The following is a 20,913-nucleotide window of genomic DNA, read 5'->3' as shown; positions in this document are numbered from 1 at the left end:
CGGACGTCCCTTAAACCTTCTTGCGGCCGATATGGCCGAACAGGCCTTCCGGCTTCAGAAGCAACATCGTCAGCAGCACGATGTGCGGTGCCACGTCTTTCCAACCTTGCGCCAGGTAGAAGCCGGCCATGTTTTCAATCACGCCGATAATGATGCCGCCGACCACTGCGCCCGGAATGCTGCCGAAGCCACCGAGAACCGCGGCAGGAAAAGCCTTCAGCGCCAGAACCAGGCCGACATTCGAGTGAATGAAGGTGATCGGCGCGAGCAGCACGCCGGCGCAGGCAGCGACTGCCGCACTGATCGCCCAGGTCAAGGACACCACGGTTTTCACCGGGATGCCCATGTAATACGCCGCCAGCATATTCTCCGAGGTTGCGCGCATCGCCGTTCCAAGCTGGGTCTTGGTGAAGAACAGGTAGAGTGCGATGCAAAGAATGGCGGTCGCGACGATTACCGACAGCTTGTCATGCGCCAGCACCAGATCACCGATCCGCAGGACGCCAGTGGAGAACGGCGTATCGATCTTCAGATCGTCCGTTCCCCAGATCATGCCGGCGACCGACCGCAGGAAGAAGCCGAGACCGACTGTTGCCATGACAATCGAAAATTGCGGGCTTCCCAGGACCGGTCGCAGGACAAAGCGCTCACTGGCCGCGCCGAATGCGGCCATGCAGACCACCGCAAGCGCAAAACCGATCCAGTAGTTCAGGCCGAGCAGCGCGATGAAGGTGAAGGCGAAGAAGCCGCCCAGCATCAGAAGCTCGCCCTGGGCGAAATTGACGACTTCCGTTGTCTTGTAGATGAGCACAAAGCCGAGCGCGATCAGCCCATAGATACAGCCCAGCGCGACGCCGCTCACGAGCTGCTGAATGAAATCCAGCATGCCTGCACGTTCCCCCTTTCCGGTCGCGCGTCCTGCGATCTTTTGCGATCGTCTCGTGCGCGCCGGAGTAAGCGTTTCCTGCCTGTCATAAGGGCATGTTTGGGGAAATTCAGCAAGCCGCCTTTGTAGGCTGTCGCACTTTGCCGCGAGCGCCGGTCTTGTCTTAATTATGACTCAGGTCGCATTCCGGCGAACGAAATCCAGCAGCGCCGCATTGAAGTCTTCCGGCTGCTCCCAGCTTGGCGCATGGCCCGCCTCCTTGATGACCTTGACCTCTGCGTGCGTCAGATGGCTCGCCTGAAGGCGCAGGACCGACGGTGGTGTCCAGAGATCGGAGTCGCCGGTCATCAACAACGTCGGAACCTTGATCGCCTCCACCTTATCCCATGTGATGACGTTGGCGTTCTTCTGATTGAGGCGCTCGCCGATCATCGACGTCTTTGCCAGTGCAGCCCACGCTGCCGCTCCTTCCGGGTTGCCGGCGCGGTAGCTCGGGCTCAGCTCCTGGAAATCCTTCGGCAACTGGGCAAAGAACGCCGGGCGGAAGATGTTGCAGAGATCCAGGTAGCTCTTGTCGGTCACACCCATGATCGTCGAAACAAGCGTGAGGCTCTTCAGCCGCTCTGGATACGAGAGCGCATAATCGGTCGCGACGATGCCGCCCGCCGCAAGACCGATGACGTGAAACTTGCCGACGCCGAGAAACCCGAGCAGGTTCTGCAGGTCTTCGGAGGCAACACCCGGATCGTTCCGATCACCGGGATCGGATTTCAGGTAGCCCCGTCGGGAGTAGCTGATGACACGGAAACCGGCTTTGGCGAGCACCGGCTGCTGATAGCCCCAGAACGCCCCGCTTCCGGAGGCGGCGTGCAACAGGACGACCGCGTCGCCATCCCCTCCCGTGTCCCAGTACCAGAGCGACGTGCCGGGAAGCTTGGCGATGCCTTCCTTGACCGGCACCTGCTCGGGTATCGGAACCGGCGTCCAGACGGCGGGTTTCCCGGGCGAGATGGATGCTTCAGGCATGAGCCATGTCCGATCATAACTTGTGCAACGCCCCCCAGCGGGCGGGCAGCGATGCATCTATAGGGGCGTTGTCAACCTTGAAGCAACCGCCGATCTTTGATTGAAGGGCGCAGGCCGACCGTGAACCTTGAGTTCTTGGCAGGCGATGAGGACAGCTTATGAGAATTTGCGTTGTCGGCGCGGGCGCGATCGGCGGACTGCTTGCAGCGAGGCTGCAGCAGGCAGGCGAAGAGGTCAGTGTAATCGCGCGCGGTCCGCATCTCGCCGCAATCAAAGCCAACGGGCTGAAACTCATCGAGGAGAACGGCAGCGAGATCGTCGCTCGCGTTGCGGCAACCGACAAAATCGCGGAGGCCGGAGAGCAGGATCTCGTGATCCTCGGCATGAAGGCGCATCAGGTCGCAGCCGTCGTCTCCGACCTCAAGCAGCTTTACACATCTGAGACCATGGTGCTGACCGCTCAGAACGGCATCCCGTGGTGGTACTTCTTCAAGCACGGCGGTCCTTATGAGGGGCGGAAACTCGACAGCGTCGATCCGGGCGGCGTGGTTGCAGCCAACCTGCCGGTCGAGCGCGTGCTCGGCTCGGTCGTCTATCCCGCCGCTGAAATCATCACGCCTGGCGTCATCAAGCACATCGAAGGCAACCGCTTCTCGCTTTCGGAGATCGACAACAATGAGACCGCGCGCGTCAAGCTGGTATCGCAAGCCCTGACGAAGGCCGGCTTCAAGGCGCCGGTCGTCTCGGACATCCGCGCGGAATTGTGGACCAAACTGTGGGGCAATCTCAGCTTCAACCCGGTCAGCGCACTGACGCATGCGACTCTTGAAGATCTTTGCCGCTATCCGCTGACGCGAGGCCTTGTCGCCGACATGATGCGCGAAGCACAGGCAGTCGGCGAAGCGCTCGGCATCCGCTTCCGCATCCCGATCGAGAAGCGCATTGCCGGCGGCGAAGCCGTCGGCCCGCACAAAACCTCGATGCTGCAAGACATCGAGGCTGGCCGGCCGGTCGAAGCCGACGCGCTCATCGGCTCGGTGATCGAGCTCGGGCGCATCGTCGATGTGCCGACGCCGCATCTCGACACGACCTACGCGCTGGTCAAGCTGCTGAGCAAGACATTGTCCGACCAGCATGGCCGGTTGCGCGTTGCCTCGACTTAAGCCTGCGCCCTTTCCAATGAGATGAACACCATGTCCAGAAGCTCGACCCTTCGCCAGTTGATGTCGACCGGCGCCGATGGTGCGCCGGCAGTCACTGCGCCCGATACAGCGCCCCTGAGCTATGGCGGCCTGCGCGCGCTGGTCGACAGAACGGTCGCCGCGCTCAACGGTTTCGGCGTCGGCCGTAATGACCGCGTTGCGATCGTGCTGCCGAACGGTCCCGACATGGCGACCGCCTTCATCGGCATCGCCTCGGCTGCGACCGCTGCGCCCTTGAACCCGACCTATAAGGCCGACGAGTTCGAGTTCTACATGTCGGACGTGAAAGCGAAGGCGCTGGTCGTGGAGGCCGGCAGCAACTCGCCGGCGATCGCAGTCGCCGGCAAGCTTGGCATGAAGCTCATCGTACTGCAGCCGGACCACGCCAAGGGCGCCGGCGCCTTCTCGCTCACCTGTGAGGCCGCAGGCGGCGATTGCGTGAAAGGCTATGCCGAGGCGGACGACGTCGCGCTGATCCTGCACACCTCGGGCACCACATCGCGGCCGAAGATCGTGCCGCTGTCCCAGCGCAATGTCAGCGTCTCGGCCGGCAACATCGCCGAGACGCTCGCCTTCGGGCCTAAGGATTGCGGCCTCAACATCATGCCGCTGTTTCACATTCACGGGCTGATGGCCGGCGTGCTCGCGCCGTTGTCCGCGAGCGGCCGTGTGTTCTGCACGCCGGGCTTCAATGCACTGCGGTTCTTTGCGTGGATGGATGAGGCGGCGCCCACCTGGTACACGGCCGTGCCGACAATGCACCAGGCGATCCTGACGCGCGCCGGCGGCAACAAGGAGATCATCGCGCGCCACCCGCTCCGCTTCGTGCGCTCGTCCTCATCGTCGATGCCGCCGCAGGTGATCGCAGAGGTCGAAAGCACGTTCGGCGCTCCGCTGATCGAATCCTATGGAATGACCGAGGCGTCGCATCAGATGGCGTCCAATCCGCTTAAGGGCGCCCGCAAGCCCGGCGCCGTCGGGCTCGCCGCGGGACCGGAAGTCGCCATCATGGGCGAGAATGGCGAGTTGCTGAAGCCCGGCGAGATCGGCGAGATCGTCATCCGTGGCGACAACGTCACCCGCGGCTACGAGAACAATCCGGCCGCCAACGCGTCTGCCTTCACCAACGGCTGGTTCCGTACAGGCGATCAAGGCACGATGGATGACGATCGCTACATCAGCCTGACGGGGCGGCTGAAGGAGATCATCAACCGCGGCGGCGAGAAGATTTCACCGCGCGAGGTCGATGAGGTGCTGATGGATCATCCGGCCGTCCAGCAGGTCGTCGTGTTCGCCATGCCGCACGAGAAGCTCGGCGAGGAAGTCGCCGCCGCGATCGTGCTGCGCGACGGCGCGAAGCCAAACGAGAAGGAGCTGCGCGATTTCTGCGCGCAGCGGCTCGCAGCGTTCAAGGTGCCGCGCAAGATCGTGTTCCTGGAACAGATTCCGCTCGGCGCCACCGGCAAGCTGCAACGCATAGGCCTTGCCGAAAAGCTCGGGCTCGGTTGAACACTGCGACCACTCACATCGCCCGGATCAGGGCTTCCACCGCGTGGAGGGTCAGCCCCGCGAGACCGCCGATCAGGGTACCGTTGAAGCGGATGTATTGCAGGTCCTTGCCGATGTTGGTCTCGATCAGCGTGATGAGCTGGCGCATGTCCCACGCCTTCACCTGATCGGCAATGAAGCTCGACACCCCGCTCTTCTGCTCGGCGATGAAGGAACGCAGCACCACCACCATGCCCTGGTTGATCTCCGCGCGCATGTCGGCATCGCCGGCGAGTTGCCGGCCGAGCCCGGCAAAGGCGTCGGCCAGGTGTCGCTGCAGCACGTCGCTCTCGCCGGACGCATTCTTCTGAACGAAATCGCGGACGCCCGACCACAAGTCTTGCACCAGCCGGCCGATCTCCGGCCGCGCGAGCAGCTCGCGTTTCAAGTCATCAATCTTGCCCGCGTAAAGCGGATCCTTCTCGAGCTTGTCGACGAATGACAAAACCAGGCGCTCGAACTCGCCGCGGAATGGATGATTGGGATGAGTCCGCACATCTTCGAAGAACGCCGTTGCCGAAGCGGCAACCTTCTTCATGACGTAGGCATCGGCGCGATAGAAGCGCAGAATGGTCGGCAGCTCGTCACGTATCTTCGCACGGATGGCAGCGAGCATCTGCGGTTCGTTGATCGCGTTGTGGATCGCGAGCAGGAGGTCGTCGAGCAGCGAGCGGTGGCGACCGTTGCGCACGAACGAGCGCAGCGTGCCGCGCACGAGCGGCGCGAGATCCAGCGCCTGCAGCCGACCGACGACTTGCTGCGCGAGAAATCCGCGCAGTCCTGAGTTCTCGGCAGCGTCGACCGCATCCGGCAGAAGTTTGACGGCGAAACGGGCGAGCTCGGCGCTTCGTTTCTCGTTCGCCAGCCAATCGGCAACGAACGAGGCAAAGTCGACGCTGCGGAGTTTGGCCTCCACCGGCGCAGCATCGAGAAAATGCCGTTCGACGAATTCGCCGAGCTTCTCGGCAATCCGCTGCTGGTTGGCGGGGATGATCGCCGTATGCGGGATCGGCAAGCCAAGCGGCCGGCGAAACAGCGCGACCACGGCGTACCAGTCGGCCAGCCCGCCGATCGCGGCGGCTTCCGCGAATGCCGCAAGAAAGCCGAAGGCCGCATGCCGTGGCTCCATGAACTTGGCAAATGCCAGGACGACGAGGCACGCGACGAGCACCGCGGCCGCAACGGCCTTCACACGGCGCAGCTCTGCAGCGCGCCCGGCATCCACCTGTCCGGCCGACACGAGCCGTTGCTGTCCCGTCATTGGATATCCAATGCTGTCGGCACCTCGCACCAGTGCGCCTTGAATTCGACGTCCTTAACGCAGGACTCGCGACAATCCCGGTCCGAACGTCAGATCCGGCTCACTAGGAAATAGACGCCGCAGCGCAAAAAGAAAGCCCGCTTTGACAAGCGGGCTTTCGCACGTGCAGCCTTGAAGTCCCCGTCAGGCTGCCTTGTTCGCCGAAACGACCTCGGAGAAGTTCTCCTGTGCCGTTTTCGCGCTGGTCGCAAACCGCTCACCGATGTAGTCGGCGGTCGCGCGGGTCCGCGCCATCACGACGTCAATGCGCTCACGCACGATATCGCTCTGGACCTGAAACGCCTCGCCAAGAGACTGGGCGGACGCCAGCTTGTCGACGCCGGTAAAGAACGCCTGCGCGTCCTCAAGCAGCGCCTGCTGGATGTTACGGCTGATCTTCGCGGTCTCATCGACCTGCTCGGTCACCGTGGTCTCGATCGCGGCAGTCGCCCTCTCTGTGCCGGCATGAATTGTCTCGGCGCGCGCCGCGGCGTCCTGGGCTACGCGCTTGACGAAGTCGCGGGCAGGTTGCGGAACCTGAAAGGTCTTAAGAGCATCAGCCATTGACGCGAAGGCCTGCCTGGCTGCGTCGAACGTGAATTCGTAAGGGTTGGTCGTCATCTGGTCTTCTCCATCCTCGGTTTGAGCTATGGCTCGCCCCGTCCGGAAAGGCCCGGGGATGAAGCTTATATGACACGTCCCATATTGCATCGCAACATAAATGTTGCGATGCAATATCACGAACCCGTGATCTGACGACTACGCATCGGACAGTCCTCTGCGATCAACGAGGGCCCTCAGCTGCGCCACACTGCGCGGCCATCATCCAGCAGTGTCGAAAGGACAATCCCTTGACCGAGGTCCCCTACTCTTCCCCGCAGCTGGCGAAGGCTAACGGCATCGAGATCTGCTACGACACCTTCGGTTTGCCGGACGCTGAGCCGCTGCTGCTGATCATGGGACTTAGCGCGCAGATGGTCCTGTGGGACGACGAGTTTTGCCAGCAGCTTGCCTCGCGCGGCTTTCGCGTCATCCGCTTCGACAACCGCGATATCGGCCATTCGACGAAAATGTCCGGCGGCGGCGGCAAACGGATCACCGTCACCGAATTCCTGAAGCTGCGCTTCTTCGGCATTCTTCCGTGGGCACCCTACACGCTGCGCGACATGGCGGACGACACGGTCGGGCTGATGGATGCGCTTGGCATCCGAACCGCCCATGTGGTCGGCGCCTCGATGGGCGGCGCGATCGCACAGGAGGTCGCCATCCATCACCCGGAGCGGGTCAGCTCGCTGACGTCGATCATGTCGACCACCGGCAACCTGCGCCTGCCGCAACCGAAACGCGAGGCCATGGCGTTGTTGATGTCGCCACCTCCGAGAACGAAGGACCAATACATCGCCACGTTTGCGCGGAACTGGAAAATCCTGCGCGCCGGGCGCTTTCCGCTCGACGAGGCCAAGGACCGCGAGCGCGCCGAGCGATGCTATGCACGCGGGCTGAACCCTGCCGGCGTCGCCCGGCAATTCCGCGCCATTCTGGCCTCCGGCGCCCGCAACAAGGCGCTCGCCAGCGTGAGAGCGCCGTCGCTTGTGATCCATGGCGCCGCCGACCCGCTGGTGCGGCCTGAGGCGGGCGTGGACACCGCCAGATCAATTCCCGGAGCAAAACTCCTGATGATCGAAGGCATGGGTCACGCCATGCCGATTCCGCTCTGGCCGCAGATCATCGACGCGATCGCCGACCACGCGCACGCCGCGACGAAGCAGGCAGCGTGAGGAACTTCACTCCGCTGCCGCTGCCCAAGCTGCGACATGTCCGATCATTGCGGGGACGTGCTGCGGATCGTCGGCCAGCGCGGCGAGCTCCGAAAGACGATGAAAGCCGGTCAGGATACTGATGCGCGGGCGATCGAGCTTCCGGCCGCTGCTCGCCTCGTAGGCGTCGATGACCCGTCTGGTGAGATCCGGGGATATGAAGTTCGTATAAATGAACTCCTGATGCAGCGGTCCGAGGCCAGAGTCTGCGAAATCATAAATTCCGTTGAGCCTCGCCCGGTCGTGATCGAACGCCATGTTCCATCCGTGGCCGTCAAAGAAGCCGTACGTTGTACCGCAAGGATCAGGCGGCAGTCGTTCGAAAGCAGAGACGATGCCTTCGGCATAATCACGCAGGTCGAGGTCCAGTTTGGGCAGCGCTTTCGTGCGAACGGCCTGTGGAGATTGCCAGGCGTCAATTGGGCGTGCGCCCGCAGCCGTCATCCGCTCCCTCTCCAATCGGTGAATTTCAGCGTAGAAGCCGCCTAACGCCACACCGAGACGATCACGGGCCGTTTCCGGAAGCCTGTGGTAGCCCTCGGTCAAGAGATGCTCGCCATGCAGCTTGGTGTGGCACGAGAAGACCGGCGGACCATGATGGATGCGCATCTCGGGCACCGGCATCGACACGTGGGGGCGGACCACAGCGAGCAACGACGCTTCCCTGAGCAGCGCCTTCTCTGCAGCTTCGCTTTTGGGAAACTTGAAGATGAGCCGGCCGTCGACCTCCACCGCTGTGGAATCCCAGCCTTCGGCGAGAAGCCGAAACGGTGCTGCATGCAATTCCGGACAGGCGCGCGTTATCGCTGCGGCATGGCTGCCAACAAGATCTGCCATGCTCTTCACTTACGCACCATCACAGCGTCCGCAAAGGGGGCGACGCGCAGGACAGATCGCGACGCCTACTTGTCCTTTCGGACTCCGAAGCCCGACATGTTCATGAACATGTCCTGAAAACGTTCGGCGACCTTCGGATCGAACGAGAACCAGCTTCGCATCAAGGCGTCAGGCGTGAAATTGTCGATGTTCTCCTGCATCTTGGAATGCATCTGGTCCATCATCGCTTCCTGCATCGGCTTCACGTCCGGAAGTCCGAGAAAGTCCCGCGCCTCGATCGGCGTGCAGTCGATTTCGATTTTGACTTTCATTGCAAAGTACCCCGAAGCAGCCCATCAGATGGGTTAAGAATAGCCACGAAAGGTCTAAGCGGCCAGCCGTTTCGCCCGAGGACTCCCCGACCTGCCAGATCCCGATTGAGGACGGCTCAGTCCTGTGGCATCGATTGGCCTCAAAGAGCCTTACACAGGCCGAACGACAAAGCCGCGACACGCGGCTTACGGGAGGACTCTAGGATGTGGAAGCGACTGATCCTCGCATCAGCGACGGCTGTTCTCGCCGCAGCGACACCGGCAAAAGCACAATCGAATGAGCTCACGGTCGGCGTGACGATTTCCGCCACGGGTCCGGCGGCCGCGCTCGGCATTCCGATCAAGAACACCATCGATTTCCTGCCCGCGGAGATTGGCGGCGCCAAGGTCAAGGTCATCCAACTCGACGACGCGGGCGATCCGACGACAGCGACGACCAACGCCCGCCGCCTGATCACCGAGTCCAAAGTCGACGTGCTGATCGGCTCCTCGACAACACCGCCAACCATTGCCGTCTCCACGGTCGCCAATGAAGCAGGTGTCCCCCACTTCGGATGCGGTCCGATGCCGATCTCACCCGGCCGCGAGAAGTGGACGGTAATCATGCCGCAGCCGGTACCGCTGATGGCCAAGGTGCTGTTCGATCACATGAAGAAGAACAATGTGAAGACGGTCGGCCTGATCGGCTTTTCCGATTCATGGGGCGATCTTTGGCTGAACGAATTCAAGAACCAGGCCGTGCCGCTGGGGCTGGAGCTGGTCGCCGACGAACGGTATGCGCGGCCCGATACGTCGGTCGCCGGCCAGGTATTGAAGCTCGTCGCCCTCAAGCCTGATGCAGTATTGGTCGCCGCTTCTGGCACCGGCGCCGCCCTGCCGCAGGCGACGCTGCGCGAGCGCAACTATGCCGGCCCGATCTATCAGACGCACGGCGCCGTGAGCATGGATTTCATCCGCATCGCTGGCAAGGCCGCGGAGAACGTGATCATGGCGTCGGGGCCGGTGATGGCGCCGGAAGGCCAGGCCGACAGCGCACTGACCAAGAAGCCGGGGCTCGCCCTGAACGCCGCCTACGAGGGCAAGTACGGAGCCGGCAGCCGCAACCAGTTCGGCGCGCACATCTACGACGCATTCGAGATCCTCAAGCGTATCGTCCCGGTGGCGTTGAAGACGGCAAAGCCCGGCACGCCGGAGTTTCGTGAGGCGATCCGTCAGGCGTTGCTGAGCGAAAAAGATCTTGCGGCGAGCCAGGGCGTCTACAACTTCACGGAGAAGGACCGGTATGGCGTCGATGAGCGCGCGCGCATTCTCCTCACGGTGAAGGAGGGCAAGTTCGTGGTCGTGAAGTGAGAAATGCCGTTCTCCGTCATTGCGAGCCATAGCGGTTCGTAGAACGGCGTCGCTTCGCTAGCCTATGGCGAAGCAATCCAGTCGGCATCTATCGCAAATGCCGACTGGATTGCTTCGGCGCTTTGCTCCTCGCAATGACGATACCTAAACCCCGAGATAGCTCGCCGCCACGCGCGGGTCGGCCGCGACTTCGTCGGCCGGACCGTCGAGGATAAATTCGCCGAGTTCCATCACATAGGCTCTGTCGGCGACCTGCAGAGCGGCTCGGGCGTTCTGCTCGACCAGGAGGATCGATACGCCAGACCGCTTAAGCTCCGCCACGGTCCGGAAGATGTCGGCGGCAATGCGCGGTGCAAGGCCGAGGCTCGGCTCATCGAGCATCAATAGCCGCGGGTGCCCCATCAGCGCCCGGCCCATCGCCAGCATTTGCTGTTCGCCGCCGGAGAGCGTGCCGGCGAGCTGCCGCCGACGTTCCTTCAATCGCGGAAACAGCGCAAAGACCTTCTCCAGTGTCGCGGCCGACTGCGCAGCCTTGATGCGGAACCCACCGAGCCGGAGATTATCTTCCACGGGCATCGCGCCGAACAGCTCGCGGTGTTCAGGCACGAGGCAAAGTCCGGTCGCGACACGGTCTTCGATCTCCAGTGTGGTCAAATCGCGAGAGCCGAAAGTCAATCCGCCCTTCAAGCGCTGAATGCCGATGATCGCATTCAAGAGCGTCGTCTTGCCGGCGCCGTTCGCGCCGATGATCGTGACGATCTCGTTCTGGCCGACGTCGAGTGAGACGGAGCGGACGGCTTCGACGTTGCCGTAGGCCACAGACGCGCGGACGACCGATAACAGCGGTTCGCTCATGCGGCGATCCCGAGATAGGCTTCGATCACCGCCGGATCGTTCTTGATCGCGTCCGGCACGCCTTCGGCGATCTTCGTTCCGAACTCGAGCACCGTGACGCGGTCGGCCAGTTCCATCACGAAGCCCATGTCGTGCTCGACGAGCAGTACGCCCATCCCGTCGCTGCGGAGCTGGCGCAGCAGTGCAGCAAGATTCTGCTTCTCCATGTGCCTCAAGCCGGCTGCCGGCTCGTCGAGCAGAAGCAGTGCCGGATCGGCGCAAAGCGCACGCGCAATCTCGACGATGCGCTGCTGGCCAAGCGGCAGGCTGCCCGCAGGCTGATACATCCGATCGGCCAGGCCGACACGTTCGATCTGCCGCACGGCCTCGCCAAGCAGGCGCGCCTCATCAGTCCGATCCAGCCGGAACAGGCTCGCCAGCGCGCCCGCATGCCCACGCGTATGCGTCCCCAGCGCGACGTTCTCCAGCACCGTCATGTCAGGGACGAGCTTCACGTGCTGAAAGGTGCGTGCGATCCCGAGCCGAACGATATGTTGCGGCGTCGCGCCGTCGATCCGCTGGCCCTGCGTGGAGATCTGTCCACCGTCGGCTGGAAGCACGCCGGTGATCAAGTTGAACATCGTGCTTTTGCCTGCCCCGTTCGGACCGATCAGCGCGACGATCTCGCCGGCCTTCACCTCGAACGAGACGTCGTTCACCGCTACGACGCCGCCGAATTGCTTGCGCGCCTTCTGCACTTCCAGGAGTGGCCCGGCCGCAGCGTCAGATTTCTGGCGCGCTGCCAGCGGCTCTGCGTCCGTCACGACGCCAACGCCGCCTGGCGACCGCGTAGGAAACAGCGCCGTCAAACGAGGCCATAGGCCGCCGGGCGCTACCTGCAACAGCAGCACTAGCAACACACCGAACACAATCGTCTCAAGCTGCGCCTGGACATTGAACAGCGCCGGCAGCGCGCCCTGCAAAATTTCCTTGAGGACGGTGACGACGCCGGCGCCGAGCACAGCACCCCAGACATAGCCCGCGCCGCCGACCACGGCGATGAACAGGTACTCGATGCCGGCGTTCAGGCCGAACGGCGTCGGGTTCACTGCGCGCTGGAAGTGCGCATAAAGCCATCCGGACAAGCCCGCCAGCACAGCCGCATGAATGAACACCAACAGCTTCATCTTCGCCGTGGGCACGCCAAAGGCCTCCGCGGCCACATGGCCGCGTCGCAGCGCGCGAACGGCTCGGCCGGTGCGTGAGTCAAGCAGGTTCATGGTCAACAGGGCTGCAACGATCACCGCCAGCCAGATGATGAAGTAGATTGCGCGCGGATCGGCGAATGCGATCTGACCGATCATGAGCGGCGGAATGCCCGAGATGCCGTCATGACGGCCGAGCAGCTCGACCTTACCGAAGATGTAGTAAAGGCTGATACCCCAGGCGATGGTGCCGAGCGGCAGGTAATGACCCGACAACCGGACAGTGATCAGCCCCAGCAACACCGCCGCGCCGCCCGCGACCACAAGCGAGGCGGGAAGCGTCAGCCAGGGTGAGAGACCATAGGACGTGGTCAAGACCGCGGTGGTGTACGCGCCGAAGCCGCAGAACGCCGCCTGGCCGAATGACGTCAATCCACCGACCCCGGTCAGAATGACGAGACCGATCGCTACCAGTGCAGCCAGGCCGATGTTGTCCAACAGCACAAGCCAGAACGGTGGCATGCCCGGCACGAACGGAATGACTGCGATCGCCAACGCAAACAGAAGGACGGGCCAGCGCCGCATTCAGTCGTGCTCCTCTTCGACGGCAGGAGCAGCGAGCGAGCGCAGGATCAGCACCGGCAACAACAGCGTGAAGACGATCGCCTCCTTGTAGTTGCTCGCATAGAACGACGAGAATGCCTCGACGCAGCCGACGAGGATGGCGGCCAGCGCCGTCAGCGGATAGCTGACCAGGCCGCCGATGATGGCGGCAACGAAGCCCTTCAGGCCGATCAGGAAGCCCGTGTCATAATAAATGGTCGTAATCGGCACGATCAGGATGCCGGACACCGCACCGATGATGGCAGCCAGCAGAAACGCAAGCTGACCGGACAGTGAGGTGCGGATACCCGCAAGCCGCGCACCGATGCGGTTGACGGCGGTGGCGCGCAGGGCTTTGCCATAAAGCGTGTAGCCGAAGAACAGCCAGAGCGCCACGATGAGGCCCGTTGTCACACCATAGACGGCCAGGGCCTGCCCTGAGATCGGGACGGGTCCCAGCGTAACGCTGGCCGACGACAGCGCCGGGCCGCGCAAGCCCTCGGCGCCAAAAAAGACGAGGCCCAATCCGAGCAGCGCGAAATGCGCGCCCACGGAGGCAATCAACAGCGTCAGCACCGACGCTTCCGCCATCGGTTGATAGACGATGCGATAAAGAAACGGACCAAGCGGCGCGACGATCACCAGCGACAGAAGCACGTTCATCGCGATCGCGTTGGTCGGGCCGACAACGGCAGACGTGAGCGCGAGAATCGCCAGCGGCAGAAGCAAGTTGAGCACGACCGAGCGCAGCAGCGGCGCGAGCCGGAACGACAGCCGCATGCTCCAGAGATCGAAGGCAAACGCGATCGCTCCCATCAGCACCGCCAGCCAGACGGTACCCGGCAGCTTGCCGGCGGCAAGCGTCGCGTAGGTGAGCGCACCGAAGGTGACGAACTCACCTTGCGGGATCAGGATGACGCGCGTGACCGCGAACACCAGCACCAGCGCGAGACCCAAAAGCGCATAAATCGCGCCGTTGGTAATCCCGTCCTGGAGCAGAAAAAGCAGGATCGTGGTGTCCAAGGCCCCTTCCCCTCACGATCAGCACTCCAGTCGGACTAGCAACGCAACGGGGGCCAAGCAAGTGGGGTTCAATCGAGAAGCCGGAGTCCCGTTCGGGTGCCCAAGCTACGTTCCGGGTCGCCCCTGCGAAGGCAGGGGCCCATAGCCCCAGAGCCAATGGTATTCGCAAGCAGCTTTTCACAAACAAAAAAAGCGCACGTCGTCTCATCAGCGGCACGGGTATGGATCCCGGCTCTGCGCTTCGCTTGGCCGGGATGACTCTTTCTTTTTGGGCTGGTCCTCGATCAGATTACTAATTTAGCTCGCCAGCCGTGTTGCTCCGTTACGGGCCTTGGCGGCCTCGAAGGCTGCAAGTCGTTCGGCGAACTTGCCGTTGGCGGCGTGGCCCTGCTTGACGGAGCCTTGCAGCGGAATCGTCTCGAAGAAGTGGCAGGCGACGCGATGGCCGGGACCGGCCTCACGCAGTTGCGGCTCATCCTGCTTGCAGCGCGCCTGGGCATAGGCACAGCGGGTGTGAAAGCGGCAGCCCGACGGCGGGTTCAGCGGACTCGGCACGTCTCCGGGCAGCAGGATCCGGTTACGTTCGAGCGTCGGATCGGGACGCGGGATCGCTGACAGAAGCGCCTGCGTATAGGGATGCGAGGGCTTGGCGTAGAGCGTACGCTTGTCGGCAATCTCGACCAGCTTGCCGAGATACATCACTGCGACGCGGTCACTGATGTGCTTCACAACGGCAAGGTCGTGGGCAATGAAAAGATACGACAAGCCGAAACGCTGCTGCAAGTTCTGCAGAAGATTGACGACCTGTGCCTGGATTGAGACGTCGAGCGCAGACACCGGTTCGTCGCAGATGATCACGTCAGGGTTCACCGCCAGCGCGCGTGCAATGCCAATGCGCTGTCGCTGGCCACCGGAGAACTGATGCGAGTAGCGGCTGGCGTGCTCGGGCGCGAGGCCGACCACCTGTAGCAGTTCCCGCACGCGATCGTCGCGTTCCTTGCCCTCGGCAATGCCATGCACCGCCATCGGCTCGGCGAGGATCTCCCCGACCGTCATGCGCGGATTGAGCGAGGCGTACGGATCCTGGAAGATGATCTGCATGTGGCGTCGCATGCGGCGAAGCGCATACTTGTCGAGGCCGGCAATATCCTTGCCCTTGAATTCGATCGAGCCCGTGGTCGGGTCAAGCAGTCTCAGCACCAGCCGCCCGGTGGTCGACTTGCCGCAACCGGATTCGCCGACCAGTGCCAGCGTCTCACCGCGCCCGATTTCAAAACTGACGTCATCGACTGCGCGCACCAGGCCAACGGTCTTTGAAACCACGACACCGCGCTTGACGCCGAAATGCTTCACGAGGTTTTTTACCCGCACGACAGGTTCGGCATTCATGCGGCAACTCCCGAAAGCAGTTCCACCGGCGCCTTCCAGCAGGCGACCTGGTGCCTCGGCGTGATGTCGCGCAAAGGCGGTGGTTCAGCGTGGCAGCGCCGGTCGGCAAACGGGCAACGTGGCGCGAACCGGCAGCCCTTCGGCTGGTTGTGCGCGCTCGGTACCATACCTTCGATCGTCGCAAGCCGCGCCCGCTCGACATCCATGCGCGCGATCGAGCCCAGCAGGCCGATCGTATACGGATGCTGCGGATCGCCGAACAATTCACGCACCGGGCCGCTCTCGACGATCTTGCCCGCGTACATCACGACGACCTCATCGGCGATCTCTGCGATCACGCCGAGATCGTGAGTGATGATCAGGATCGCCATGCCGAGCCGCTGCTGCAGGTCACGTAGCAGATCGAGAATCTGAGCCTGGATCGTCACGTCGAGCGCCGTCGTCGGTTCGTCGGCGATCAAGAGTGTCGGATCGCAGGACAGCGCCATCGCGATCATCACCCGCTGCCGCATGCCGCCCGACATATGGTGCGGATAATCGTCGAAGCGCGAGGCAGCGGACGGAATCCGCACGAGGTCGAGCATCTCGATCGCGCGGGCGCGCGCCGCTTGCGGCGACAGGTTCACATGAGCGCGAAGACCTTCGACGATCTGTTGGCCGATGGTGTGAACCGGGTTGAGTGAGGTCATCGGTTCCTGGAAGATCATCGACAGCTTCTGTCCGCGCAGGAGCCGCCGTTCCTCCTTCGACAGCTTCAGGAGATTGCGGCCCTCGAAGATGATGCCGTCGCCCTCTACCCGTCCGGTATCGGCCACGAGTCCCATCACCGACAGCGACGTCACGCTCTTGCCGCAACCGGATTCGCCGACAAGGCCGACCGTCCGTCCCCGGTCGACCTTGAAGCTGATGCCGTCGACCGCTTTGAACAGTCCGCGATCCGTATCGAAGTAGGTGCGCAGGTTGCGGACCTCGAGCAACGCATCAGACATTCCAACCGACCCTTATTGCTGCCAACCGACCCTCATGGTGCAACGTCGAGCGCCTTGTAGAGCAGCGACGACGGATAAACGTTGTGCGCTTTCAGGTTCTTGAGCTTCTTGCTGGCGACCATCACCACACCTTCGTGCACGATCGGCACCCACAGCGCGTTGTCGTGGACCTTCTTCATGACCTTGGAGAAGTATTCATAGCGCTCCTTCTCGGTGAGCGCCGCGCCGCCGGCTTCGAGCCACGCGTCGGTTTCCTTGTCCTTCCAGTTCATCCGGTTCGGCGTCGGGACGTTCTTCGAATGAAAGTAGAGTAGCGACGCGTCGCCGACGCTCGCGTAAGGAAACGCGATCGACCAGACATCGTAATCCTGCTGCGCCAGCTTCGAGAAGACGATGGTGCCGTCCCACATCTGGATCTGCAGATCGACCCCGATCTTGCGCCAATCGCCCTGCACCGCTTCGGCAACCTTCGGCGAGCGCCCGCCTGCGAAGCCGTAAAGCTGCAGCGTCAGCTTCTTGCCGTCCTTGTGGCGAAAGCCGTCCGACTCGAGTTTCCATCCAGCCTCATCAAGCAGCTTGCCGGCAGCGACAGGGTCATATTTGCCGAGATGGGTCGGGGTCTCCGGATTGAAGTCGGGCGTCTTCGGATGCACGAAGGTCGATGCCGGCTCGGCGTTACCGAAGTAAACCTGCTCGGCGATCGGCTTGCGCTGCACGGCCATGTTGAGCGCTGTTCGTACCTTGACGTCGGACACGTTTTCCCGCGAGGTCTTGAATCCGAGATAGAACGTCCGAAGCTCGCTCTCGGGACGCAGCAATTGAAGCGTCGGCATCTTGGCAACTTGCGGGATGTACTGGTCCGGCATCGAGAAAGTGACATCCACCTGGCCTGATGCCATCGCCGCAAGCCTGGCGGCTTCCTCCGGCACGATCTTGAAGACGATCTTGTCGAACTTGGCGGGGCCCTGGTTCTTGTAGAACGGCGGGCCCCACTTGTACTCCGGACGCCGCGTGATCACGGCCTGGTTGCGCGGTTCCCAGGACGTGAAACAGAACGGGCCCGTCCCATCGATACCCTTGACGCCGAAGTCGCGGCCGAGCGCCTTTACGTTGTCTTCGTTGAGGATCGTCGCCTGAAAGACCGTGAGATTTGGCAGGAGCTCGCTGAACGGCTCCTCGAGTTCGTATTCAACCGTGTAGTCATCCTTGGCGCGAACTTCCTTGACCTTGCCCATGCGCCAGTAGAACGGCGACTTGGTCTCCTTGTCGACCACGCGATTGACGGTGTAGACGACATCCTTGGCCGTGAATTTCTTGCCGCTGCAGAACGTCACGTCGTCGCGCAGGTTGAACGTGTAGGTCTTGCCGTCCTCGCTGATGGTCCAGGACTTGGCCAGCAAGGGCTTGATCGTCTTCAGGTCATAGTCGAGCGAGACCAACGTATCGCCGACCAGGTACATCAGCGGAGAGCCTGCGCTGGTGCGTGCCGGATCGTGGTGGGCTGCCTCCACGGCGTTCATCACAGTCAGCGTCTGCGCGTGCGCATATGACATCACGCCTATCGCAGCTGCAGCTCCCAACAAGATTTTCCTCATCGTAACCCTCCTTAGCGCCAGCGCGCGCCGCCCCCCGGTTCGTGCCTCTTTTCAAATTCTGCGATCACCCCCTACTGCTGCAGCCTCGGATCGAGCACGTCACGGAAGGCGTCGCCGAGAATGTTGGCGGCCAGCACGATCAGGAAGATGACGAGGCTTGGGATGATCGCGATATGCTCGGAGATGAACAGGAAGTCGCGGCCCTGGGACGCCATCATGCCGAGTTCGGCAGTCGGCGGCTGCGCACCGAGTCCGAGGAAGCTCAAGGCCGAGCCGATCAGGATGATCTGGCCGAACCGCAGCGTCAGGAATACGAAGATCGTTGAAATGCAGTTCAGCGTCAGGTAGCGCCAGATCAGCACCGTGTCGGACACGCCGACGGCGCGACCTGCCTCCATGAATTCCTGTCCCATCACGCCGATCGCCGCGCCGCGCGCGACGCGCGCAACGTCCGGAATTGTCGCGACGACGACCGCGACGATGACCGCCGTCAGGCCCGCGCCGAAGATCGCGGCGACCGCAAGGCCAAGCAGGATCGCCGGGAATGCCAGCATGATGTCGACGATGCGCATGATCCAGCCGTCGAGCTTGCGGAAATACGCGGCGAGTATGCCGAACAGTCCGCCAACTAACCCGCCGACGATGACGCCGATGAGGCCGATTGCGAGCGTGTTGCGCGAGCCATAGATCACACGGCTCAGCACGTCTCTGCCCGCCGTGTCGGTGCCGAACCAATGCGCGGCACTCGGCGCCTGCATCGCCTTGGAGAGGTCGGTGTAATAGGGATCGTACGGTGCGACGATCGGCGCGAATATCGCCGCAAGGACCACGAGTGAGAGGAAGGTCGCAGCCAGAGCCGCTGCCTTGTCGCGCGCCAGGCGACGCAGAACACTTGCACGGCCCGGCAGCGCAGTCTGCGCCGGCGCAACGTCAGGAGCTTCGGATGCGACATCGAGCGCCAGCGGTGCCTGCATCGTCATTGGCGCGCCACCCTTGGATCGAGATAGACGTAAAGCACGTCGACCAGCAGGTTGATCAACAGGAACGCCAGCGCGAGGATCATGATCGCGCCTTGGGCGGTCGGGAAATCACTCGAGATGATTGCACCGACGGCCAGGCGGCCAACACCCGGCCACGAGAACATTGTCTCCGTCACCACCGCACCGCCCAGAAGGAAAGCCGCCTGCAGGCCGATCAGCGTCACGACCGGAATCAGCGCGTTACGCAGCGCGTGGTGCACGATCACGACGCGCTCGCGCAAACCCTTCGCCCGCGCCGTTCGCACGTAGTCGGCGCCGAGCACCTCCAGCACTGACGTACGCGTCAACCGCGCGATCGGACCAATCAGTACGCTGCCGAGCGTAAGCGCAGGAAGAACAAGGTTGGGCAACCCTCCGGCCCACACCGGACCGGCACGGCCGAGGAACGGCAAGAGGCCCCATTTGTAACCAACATACTGAATCAGGATCAGGCCGATGAAAAAGATGGGCATCGAGACGCCGGCGACCGCAATAGCCATGATTGAGCGATCAATCAGCGTGCCTCGATTCACTGCGGCGACGGTGCCGAGCGCCATGCCGATCGGAATCGCAAACAGCATGCCCGCAAACATGAGCTCCAGCGTCGGGCCCATGGTCGAGGCGATCTCCTCGATCACCATCTTGTTCGAAATGATCGAACGGCCGAGATCGCCGTGCATCACCCGCCAGATATATTCGGCGAACTGGACGACGATCGGCCGATCCAGACCAAGATCCTGTCGGATCGCGGCGATGGTCTCGGCTTTGGCGTCGGGACCGGCGATGATCGCTGCGGGATCGGCCGGCACCACCTGCATCAGACAGAAACAAAGGAACAATACGCCCAGCAACGCCGGGAGCGAGATCAGGAGCCGATGGACGATCTGCCGTCCCATGCTGAATCCGTCGGATCGGACTCTCGAGCGCGCGCGGCGAGACTCTTCTAGTCTCAACTTGATCTCAGTTGCTTATTTTTGCGACGCCGCGAACGTCACTCCTCCCTAAGCCGTCCGGCCCGATCCAAGCCTTACGACTTTCATTGTTTGGAAACGTTACAGCTTTCGCTTGAGCTGTCAAACAATGAAGGCTTCCAGCGCTGTGCGTCAAAATGCGTCGGCGCATGCTGCAGGACTTGCATCACAGCGTGACCCAACTCGCTTGCCGGCGGCGCGCTGCTCTTGCTCACGCGAATTCGTCCGGCGACGTACCTTGTCGCTGCTCGCGCTGTCATTAGATGACGCAGATGTTGATTTTACGAAGCACAGCCCGCGCGTTAACCGGCTCGCCATGACCCTGCCCCGAAACCCGCAAGCCGTCGTGTTCGACATGGACGGCCTGCTCTTCGATACCGAGGCGATCTATCGAGAAGCGATGATCGCCACGGCGCTACGGCTTGGATTCGAGATGTCGGATCAGGTGTTCCTGGCGATGGTCGGTTTGCCGCCGGAGGCAAGCCGCGCGCATCTGCGGGATCACTATGGACATGACTTCGACGTCGAGACTTTCTGGATCGAGTCGGCGAATGACTTTCACAAGCTGTCGACCGGCCGGCAATTCCTCAAGGCGGGCGTGCTGGAGTTGCTTGCAGCACTCGACCGTTCAGACCTGCGGCGCGCGATCGCTACGTCGTCCCGCCATCTGGATGTCCAGCGGCACCTCACCGCGCACGATCTCCAGTCACGGTTCCACTGCGTTGTCGCGCAAGGCGATTACGTGCTGGGCAAGCCTAATCCGGACCCGTTCCTGAAGGCGGCGGAAAGGCTCGGCGTCGCGCCAGAGAACTGCCTTGCGCTGGAGGATTCGTTCAACGGCGTCCGCTCTGCGGCGGCCGCCGGCATGATGACCGTCATGGTCCCGGATCTGATCCTGCCCTCCGACGAAATCCGCAGGCTTTGCCTGCGCGTCGCGGGCGACCTCCACGAAGTCCGCGAATTGTTGCTGACCACGACATCGCCCCTCGACCGGACGTGATGCCGACG

19 protein-coding genes are annotated in these 20,913 nt (G+C 62.6%); 5 read left to right on the top strand and 14 right to left on the bottom strand.

What is annotated here, in order from left to right; translation table 11 throughout:
• Positions 1 to 10 precede the first annotated feature (10 nt).
• Complete coding sequence (locus tag RCO31_RS12885; protein ID WP_308968785.1) at positions 11 to 886, bottom strand: branched-chain amino acid ABC transporter permease; 876 nt, start codon at positions 884 to 886, stop codon at positions 11 to 13.
• Between the two features lie 174 nt (positions 887 to 1,060).
• Positions 1,061 to 1,912: an alpha/beta hydrolase gene (locus tag RCO31_RS12880; protein ID WP_308968784.1), complete on the bottom strand. Its 852-nt coding sequence runs from the start codon at positions 1,910 to 1,912 to the stop codon at positions 1,061 to 1,063.
• A 158-nt stretch (positions 1,913 to 2,070) separates the two neighbouring features.
• On the opposite strand from RCO31_RS12880, the gene RCO31_RS12875 reads away from it, so the two are divergent.
• Together RCO31_RS12875 and RCO31_RS12870 are read left to right on the top strand one after the other, a co-directional pair.
• Positions 2,071 to 3,075: a 2-dehydropantoate 2-reductase gene (locus tag RCO31_RS12875; RefSeq protein WP_308968783.1), complete on the top strand. Its 1,005-nt coding sequence runs from the start codon at positions 2,071 to 2,073 to the stop codon at positions 3,073 to 3,075.
• 30 nt (positions 3,076 to 3,105) lie between these two features.
• Entirely contained in the window at positions 3,106 to 4,623 is a 1,518-nt protein-coding gene (locus RCO31_RS12870; RefSeq protein WP_308968782.1) for an acyl--CoA ligase, read from the top strand.
• Between the two features lie 13 nt (positions 4,624 to 4,636).
• Here the strand turns inward: RCO31_RS12870 and RCO31_RS12865 are convergent, their stop codons facing one another.
• Together RCO31_RS12865 and RCO31_RS12860 are read right to left on the bottom strand one after the other, a co-directional pair.
• Positions 4,637 to 5,923, bottom strand: coding sequence for a DUF445 domain-containing protein (locus tag RCO31_RS12865; RefSeq protein WP_308968781.1), 1,287 nt, complete (start codon positions 5,921 to 5,923; stop codon positions 4,637 to 4,639).
• A gap of 183 nt (positions 5,924 to 6,106) precedes the next feature.
• Positions 6,107 to 6,583 carry a phasin family protein gene (locus tag RCO31_RS12860; protein WP_308968780.1) on the bottom strand — a complete coding sequence of 159 codons (477 nt, stop codon included), beginning with the start codon at positions 6,581 to 6,583 and terminating at the stop codon, positions 6,107 to 6,109.
• A 230-nt stretch (positions 6,584 to 6,813) separates the two neighbouring features.
• Here RCO31_RS12860 and RCO31_RS12855 point away from each other — a divergent pair, with 230 nt between their 5' ends.
• A complete protein-coding gene (locus tag RCO31_RS12855) occupies positions 6,814 to 7,740 on the top strand; it encodes an alpha/beta hydrolase (protein ID WP_308968778.1) in 927 nt (308 codons plus the stop codon).
• A 6-nt stretch (positions 7,741 to 7,746) separates the two neighbouring features.
• On the opposite strand, the gene RCO31_RS12850 is transcribed toward RCO31_RS12855, so the two are convergent.
• Both RCO31_RS12850 and RCO31_RS12845 read right to left on the bottom strand, forming a co-directional pair.
• Positions 7,747 to 8,616, bottom strand: a complete 870-nt coding sequence (locus tag RCO31_RS12850; RefSeq protein ID WP_308968777.1) for an aminoglycoside phosphotransferase family protein — start codon at positions 8,614 to 8,616, stop codon at positions 7,747 to 7,749.
• Positions 8,617 to 8,681: 65 nt separating this feature from the next.
• Positions 8,682 to 8,927 (bottom strand): DUF6489 family protein, encoded by a 246-nt coding sequence (locus tag RCO31_RS12845; RefSeq protein WP_308968776.1) that lies wholly within the window; start codon positions 8,925 to 8,927, stop codon positions 8,682 to 8,684.
• A gap of 204 nt (positions 8,928 to 9,131) precedes the next feature.
• Between RCO31_RS12845 and RCO31_RS12840 the strand changes: the two genes are divergently transcribed.
• A complete protein-coding gene (locus RCO31_RS12840; protein WP_308968775.1) occupies positions 9,132 to 10,277 on the top strand; it encodes an ABC transporter substrate-binding protein in 1,146 nt (381 codons plus the stop codon).
• A gap of 144 nt (positions 10,278 to 10,421) precedes the next feature.
• On the opposite strand, the gene RCO31_RS12835 is transcribed toward RCO31_RS12840, so the two are convergent.
• The 8 genes from RCO31_RS12835 to RCO31_RS12800 form a co-directional block, all read right to left on the bottom strand.
• Complete coding sequence (locus RCO31_RS12835; protein ID WP_308968774.1) at positions 10,422 to 11,132, bottom strand: ABC transporter ATP-binding protein; 711 nt, start codon at positions 11,130 to 11,132, stop codon at positions 10,422 to 10,424.
• On the bottom strand, positions 11,129 to 12,901 hold the full coding sequence (locus RCO31_RS12830; protein ID WP_308968773.1) for a branched-chain amino acid ABC transporter ATP-binding protein/permease: 1,773 nt from the start codon (positions 12,899 to 12,901) through the stop codon (positions 11,129 to 11,131). The genes RCO31_RS12835 and RCO31_RS12830 overlap by 4 nt, the downstream gene beginning before the upstream one ends.
• Positions 12,902 to 13,942 (bottom strand): branched-chain amino acid ABC transporter permease, encoded by a 1,041-nt coding sequence (locus RCO31_RS12825; RefSeq protein ID WP_308968772.1) that lies wholly within the window; start codon positions 13,940 to 13,942, stop codon positions 12,902 to 12,904.
• Positions 13,943 to 14,239: 297 nt separating this feature from the next.
• Positions 14,240 to 15,331 carry a dipeptide ABC transporter ATP-binding protein gene (locus RCO31_RS12820; protein ID WP_308968771.1) on the bottom strand — a complete coding sequence of 364 codons (1,092 nt, stop codon included), beginning with the start codon at positions 15,329 to 15,331 and terminating at the stop codon, positions 14,240 to 14,242.
• Positions 15,328 to 16,320: an ABC transporter ATP-binding protein gene (locus tag RCO31_RS12815; protein ID WP_308968770.1), complete on the bottom strand. Its 993-nt coding sequence runs from the start codon at positions 16,318 to 16,320 to the stop codon at positions 15,328 to 15,330. The genes RCO31_RS12820 and RCO31_RS12815 overlap by 4 nt, the downstream gene beginning before the upstream one ends.
• Before the next feature lie 32 nt (positions 16,321 to 16,352).
• Positions 16,353 to 17,915 carry an ABC transporter substrate-binding protein gene (locus RCO31_RS12810; RefSeq protein WP_308968769.1) on the bottom strand — a complete coding sequence of 521 codons (1,563 nt, stop codon included), beginning with the start codon at positions 17,913 to 17,915 and terminating at the stop codon, positions 16,353 to 16,355.
• Between the two features lie 71 nt (positions 17,916 to 17,986).
• Positions 17,987 to 18,895: an ABC transporter permease gene (locus RCO31_RS12805; protein ID WP_308968768.1), complete on the bottom strand. Its 909-nt coding sequence runs from the start codon at positions 18,893 to 18,895 to the stop codon at positions 17,987 to 17,989.
• Positions 18,892 to 19,830: an ABC transporter permease gene (locus RCO31_RS12800; RefSeq protein WP_308968767.1), complete on the bottom strand. Its 939-nt coding sequence runs from the start codon at positions 19,828 to 19,830 to the stop codon at positions 18,892 to 18,894. The genes RCO31_RS12805 and RCO31_RS12800 overlap by 4 nt, the downstream gene beginning before the upstream one ends.
• Positions 19,831 to 20,221: 391 nt before the next feature.
• Here RCO31_RS12800 and RCO31_RS12795 point away from each other — a divergent pair, with 391 nt between their 5' ends.
• A complete protein-coding gene (locus RCO31_RS12795) occupies positions 20,222 to 20,905 on the top strand; it encodes an HAD family phosphatase (RefSeq protein ID WP_308968766.1) in 684 nt (227 codons plus the stop codon).
• The last annotated feature ends 8 nt before the right edge of the window (positions 20,906 to 20,913 follow it).

It is taken from the genome of Bradyrhizobium sp. LHD-71 (assembly GCF_031157255.1).
Taxonomy (GTDB): domain Bacteria; phylum Pseudomonadota; class Alphaproteobacteria; order Rhizobiales; family Xanthobacteraceae; genus P52-10.
This window is presented reverse-complemented; position numbering and strand designations above follow the sequence as displayed.

What these genes read in the sequence shown, in the direction of transcription:
- RCO31_RS12815 (WP_308968770.1), bottom strand. Translation starts at nt 16,320, where the DNA reads ATGTCTGATGCGTTGCTCGAGGTCCGCAACCTGCGCACCTACTTCGAT.
- RCO31_RS12805 (WP_308968768.1), bottom strand. Translation starts at nt 18,895, where the DNA reads ATGACGATGCAGGCACCGCTGGCGCTCGATGTCGCATCCGAAGCTCCT.
- RCO31_RS12820 (WP_308968771.1), bottom strand. Translation starts at nt 15,331, where the DNA reads ATGAATGCCGAACCTGTCGTGCGGGTAAAAAACCTCGTGAAGCATTTC.
- RCO31_RS12850 (WP_308968777.1), bottom strand. Translation starts at nt 8,616, where the DNA reads ATGGCAGATCTTGTTGGCAGCCATGCCGCAGCGATAACGCGCGCCTGT.
- RCO31_RS12875 (WP_308968783.1), top strand. Translation starts at nt 2,071, where the DNA reads ATGAGAATTTGCGTTGTCGGCGCGGGCGCGATCGGCGGACTGCTTGCA.
- RCO31_RS12840 (WP_308968775.1), top strand. Translation starts at nt 9,132, where the DNA reads ATGTGGAAGCGACTGATCCTCGCATCAGCGACGGCTGTTCTCGCCGCA.
- RCO31_RS12810 (WP_308968769.1), bottom strand. Translation starts at nt 17,915, where the DNA reads ATGAGGAAAATCTTGTTGGGAGCTGCAGCTGCGATAGGCGTGATGTCA.
- RCO31_RS12865 (WP_308968781.1), bottom strand. Translation starts at nt 5,923, where the DNA reads ATGACGGGACAGCAACGGCTCGTGTCGGCCGGACAGGTGGATGCCGGG.
- RCO31_RS12860 (WP_308968780.1), bottom strand. Translation starts at nt 6,583, where the DNA reads ATGACGACCAACCCTTACGAATTCACGTTCGACGCAGCCAGGCAGGCC.
- RCO31_RS12880 (WP_308968784.1), bottom strand. Translation starts at nt 1,912, where the DNA reads ATGCCTGAAGCATCCATCTCGCCCGGGAAACCCGCCGTCTGGACGCCG.
- RCO31_RS12845 (WP_308968776.1), bottom strand. Translation starts at nt 8,927, where the DNA reads ATGAAAGTCAAAATCGAAATCGACTGCACGCCGATCGAGGCGCGGGAC.
- RCO31_RS12800 (WP_308968767.1), bottom strand. Translation starts at nt 19,830, where the DNA reads ATGGGACGGCAGATCGTCCATCGGCTCCTGATCTCGCTCCCGGCGTTG.
- RCO31_RS12830 (WP_308968773.1), bottom strand. Translation starts at nt 12,901, where the DNA reads ATGCGGCGCTGGCCCGTCCTTCTGTTTGCGTTGGCGATCGCAGTCATT.
- RCO31_RS12885 (WP_308968785.1), bottom strand. Translation starts at nt 886, where the DNA reads ATGCTGGATTTCATTCAGCAGCTCGTGAGCGGCGTCGCGCTGGGCTGT.
- RCO31_RS12835 (WP_308968774.1), bottom strand. Translation starts at nt 11,132, where the DNA reads ATGAGCGAACCGCTGTTATCGGTCGTCCGCGCGTCTGTGGCCTACGGC.
- RCO31_RS12870 (WP_308968782.1), top strand. Translation starts at nt 3,106, where the DNA reads ATGTCCAGAAGCTCGACCCTTCGCCAGTTGATGTCGACCGGCGCCGAT.
- RCO31_RS12795 (WP_308968766.1), top strand. Translation starts at nt 20,222, where the DNA reads ATGACCCTGCCCCGAAACCCGCAAGCCGTCGTGTTCGACATGGACGGC.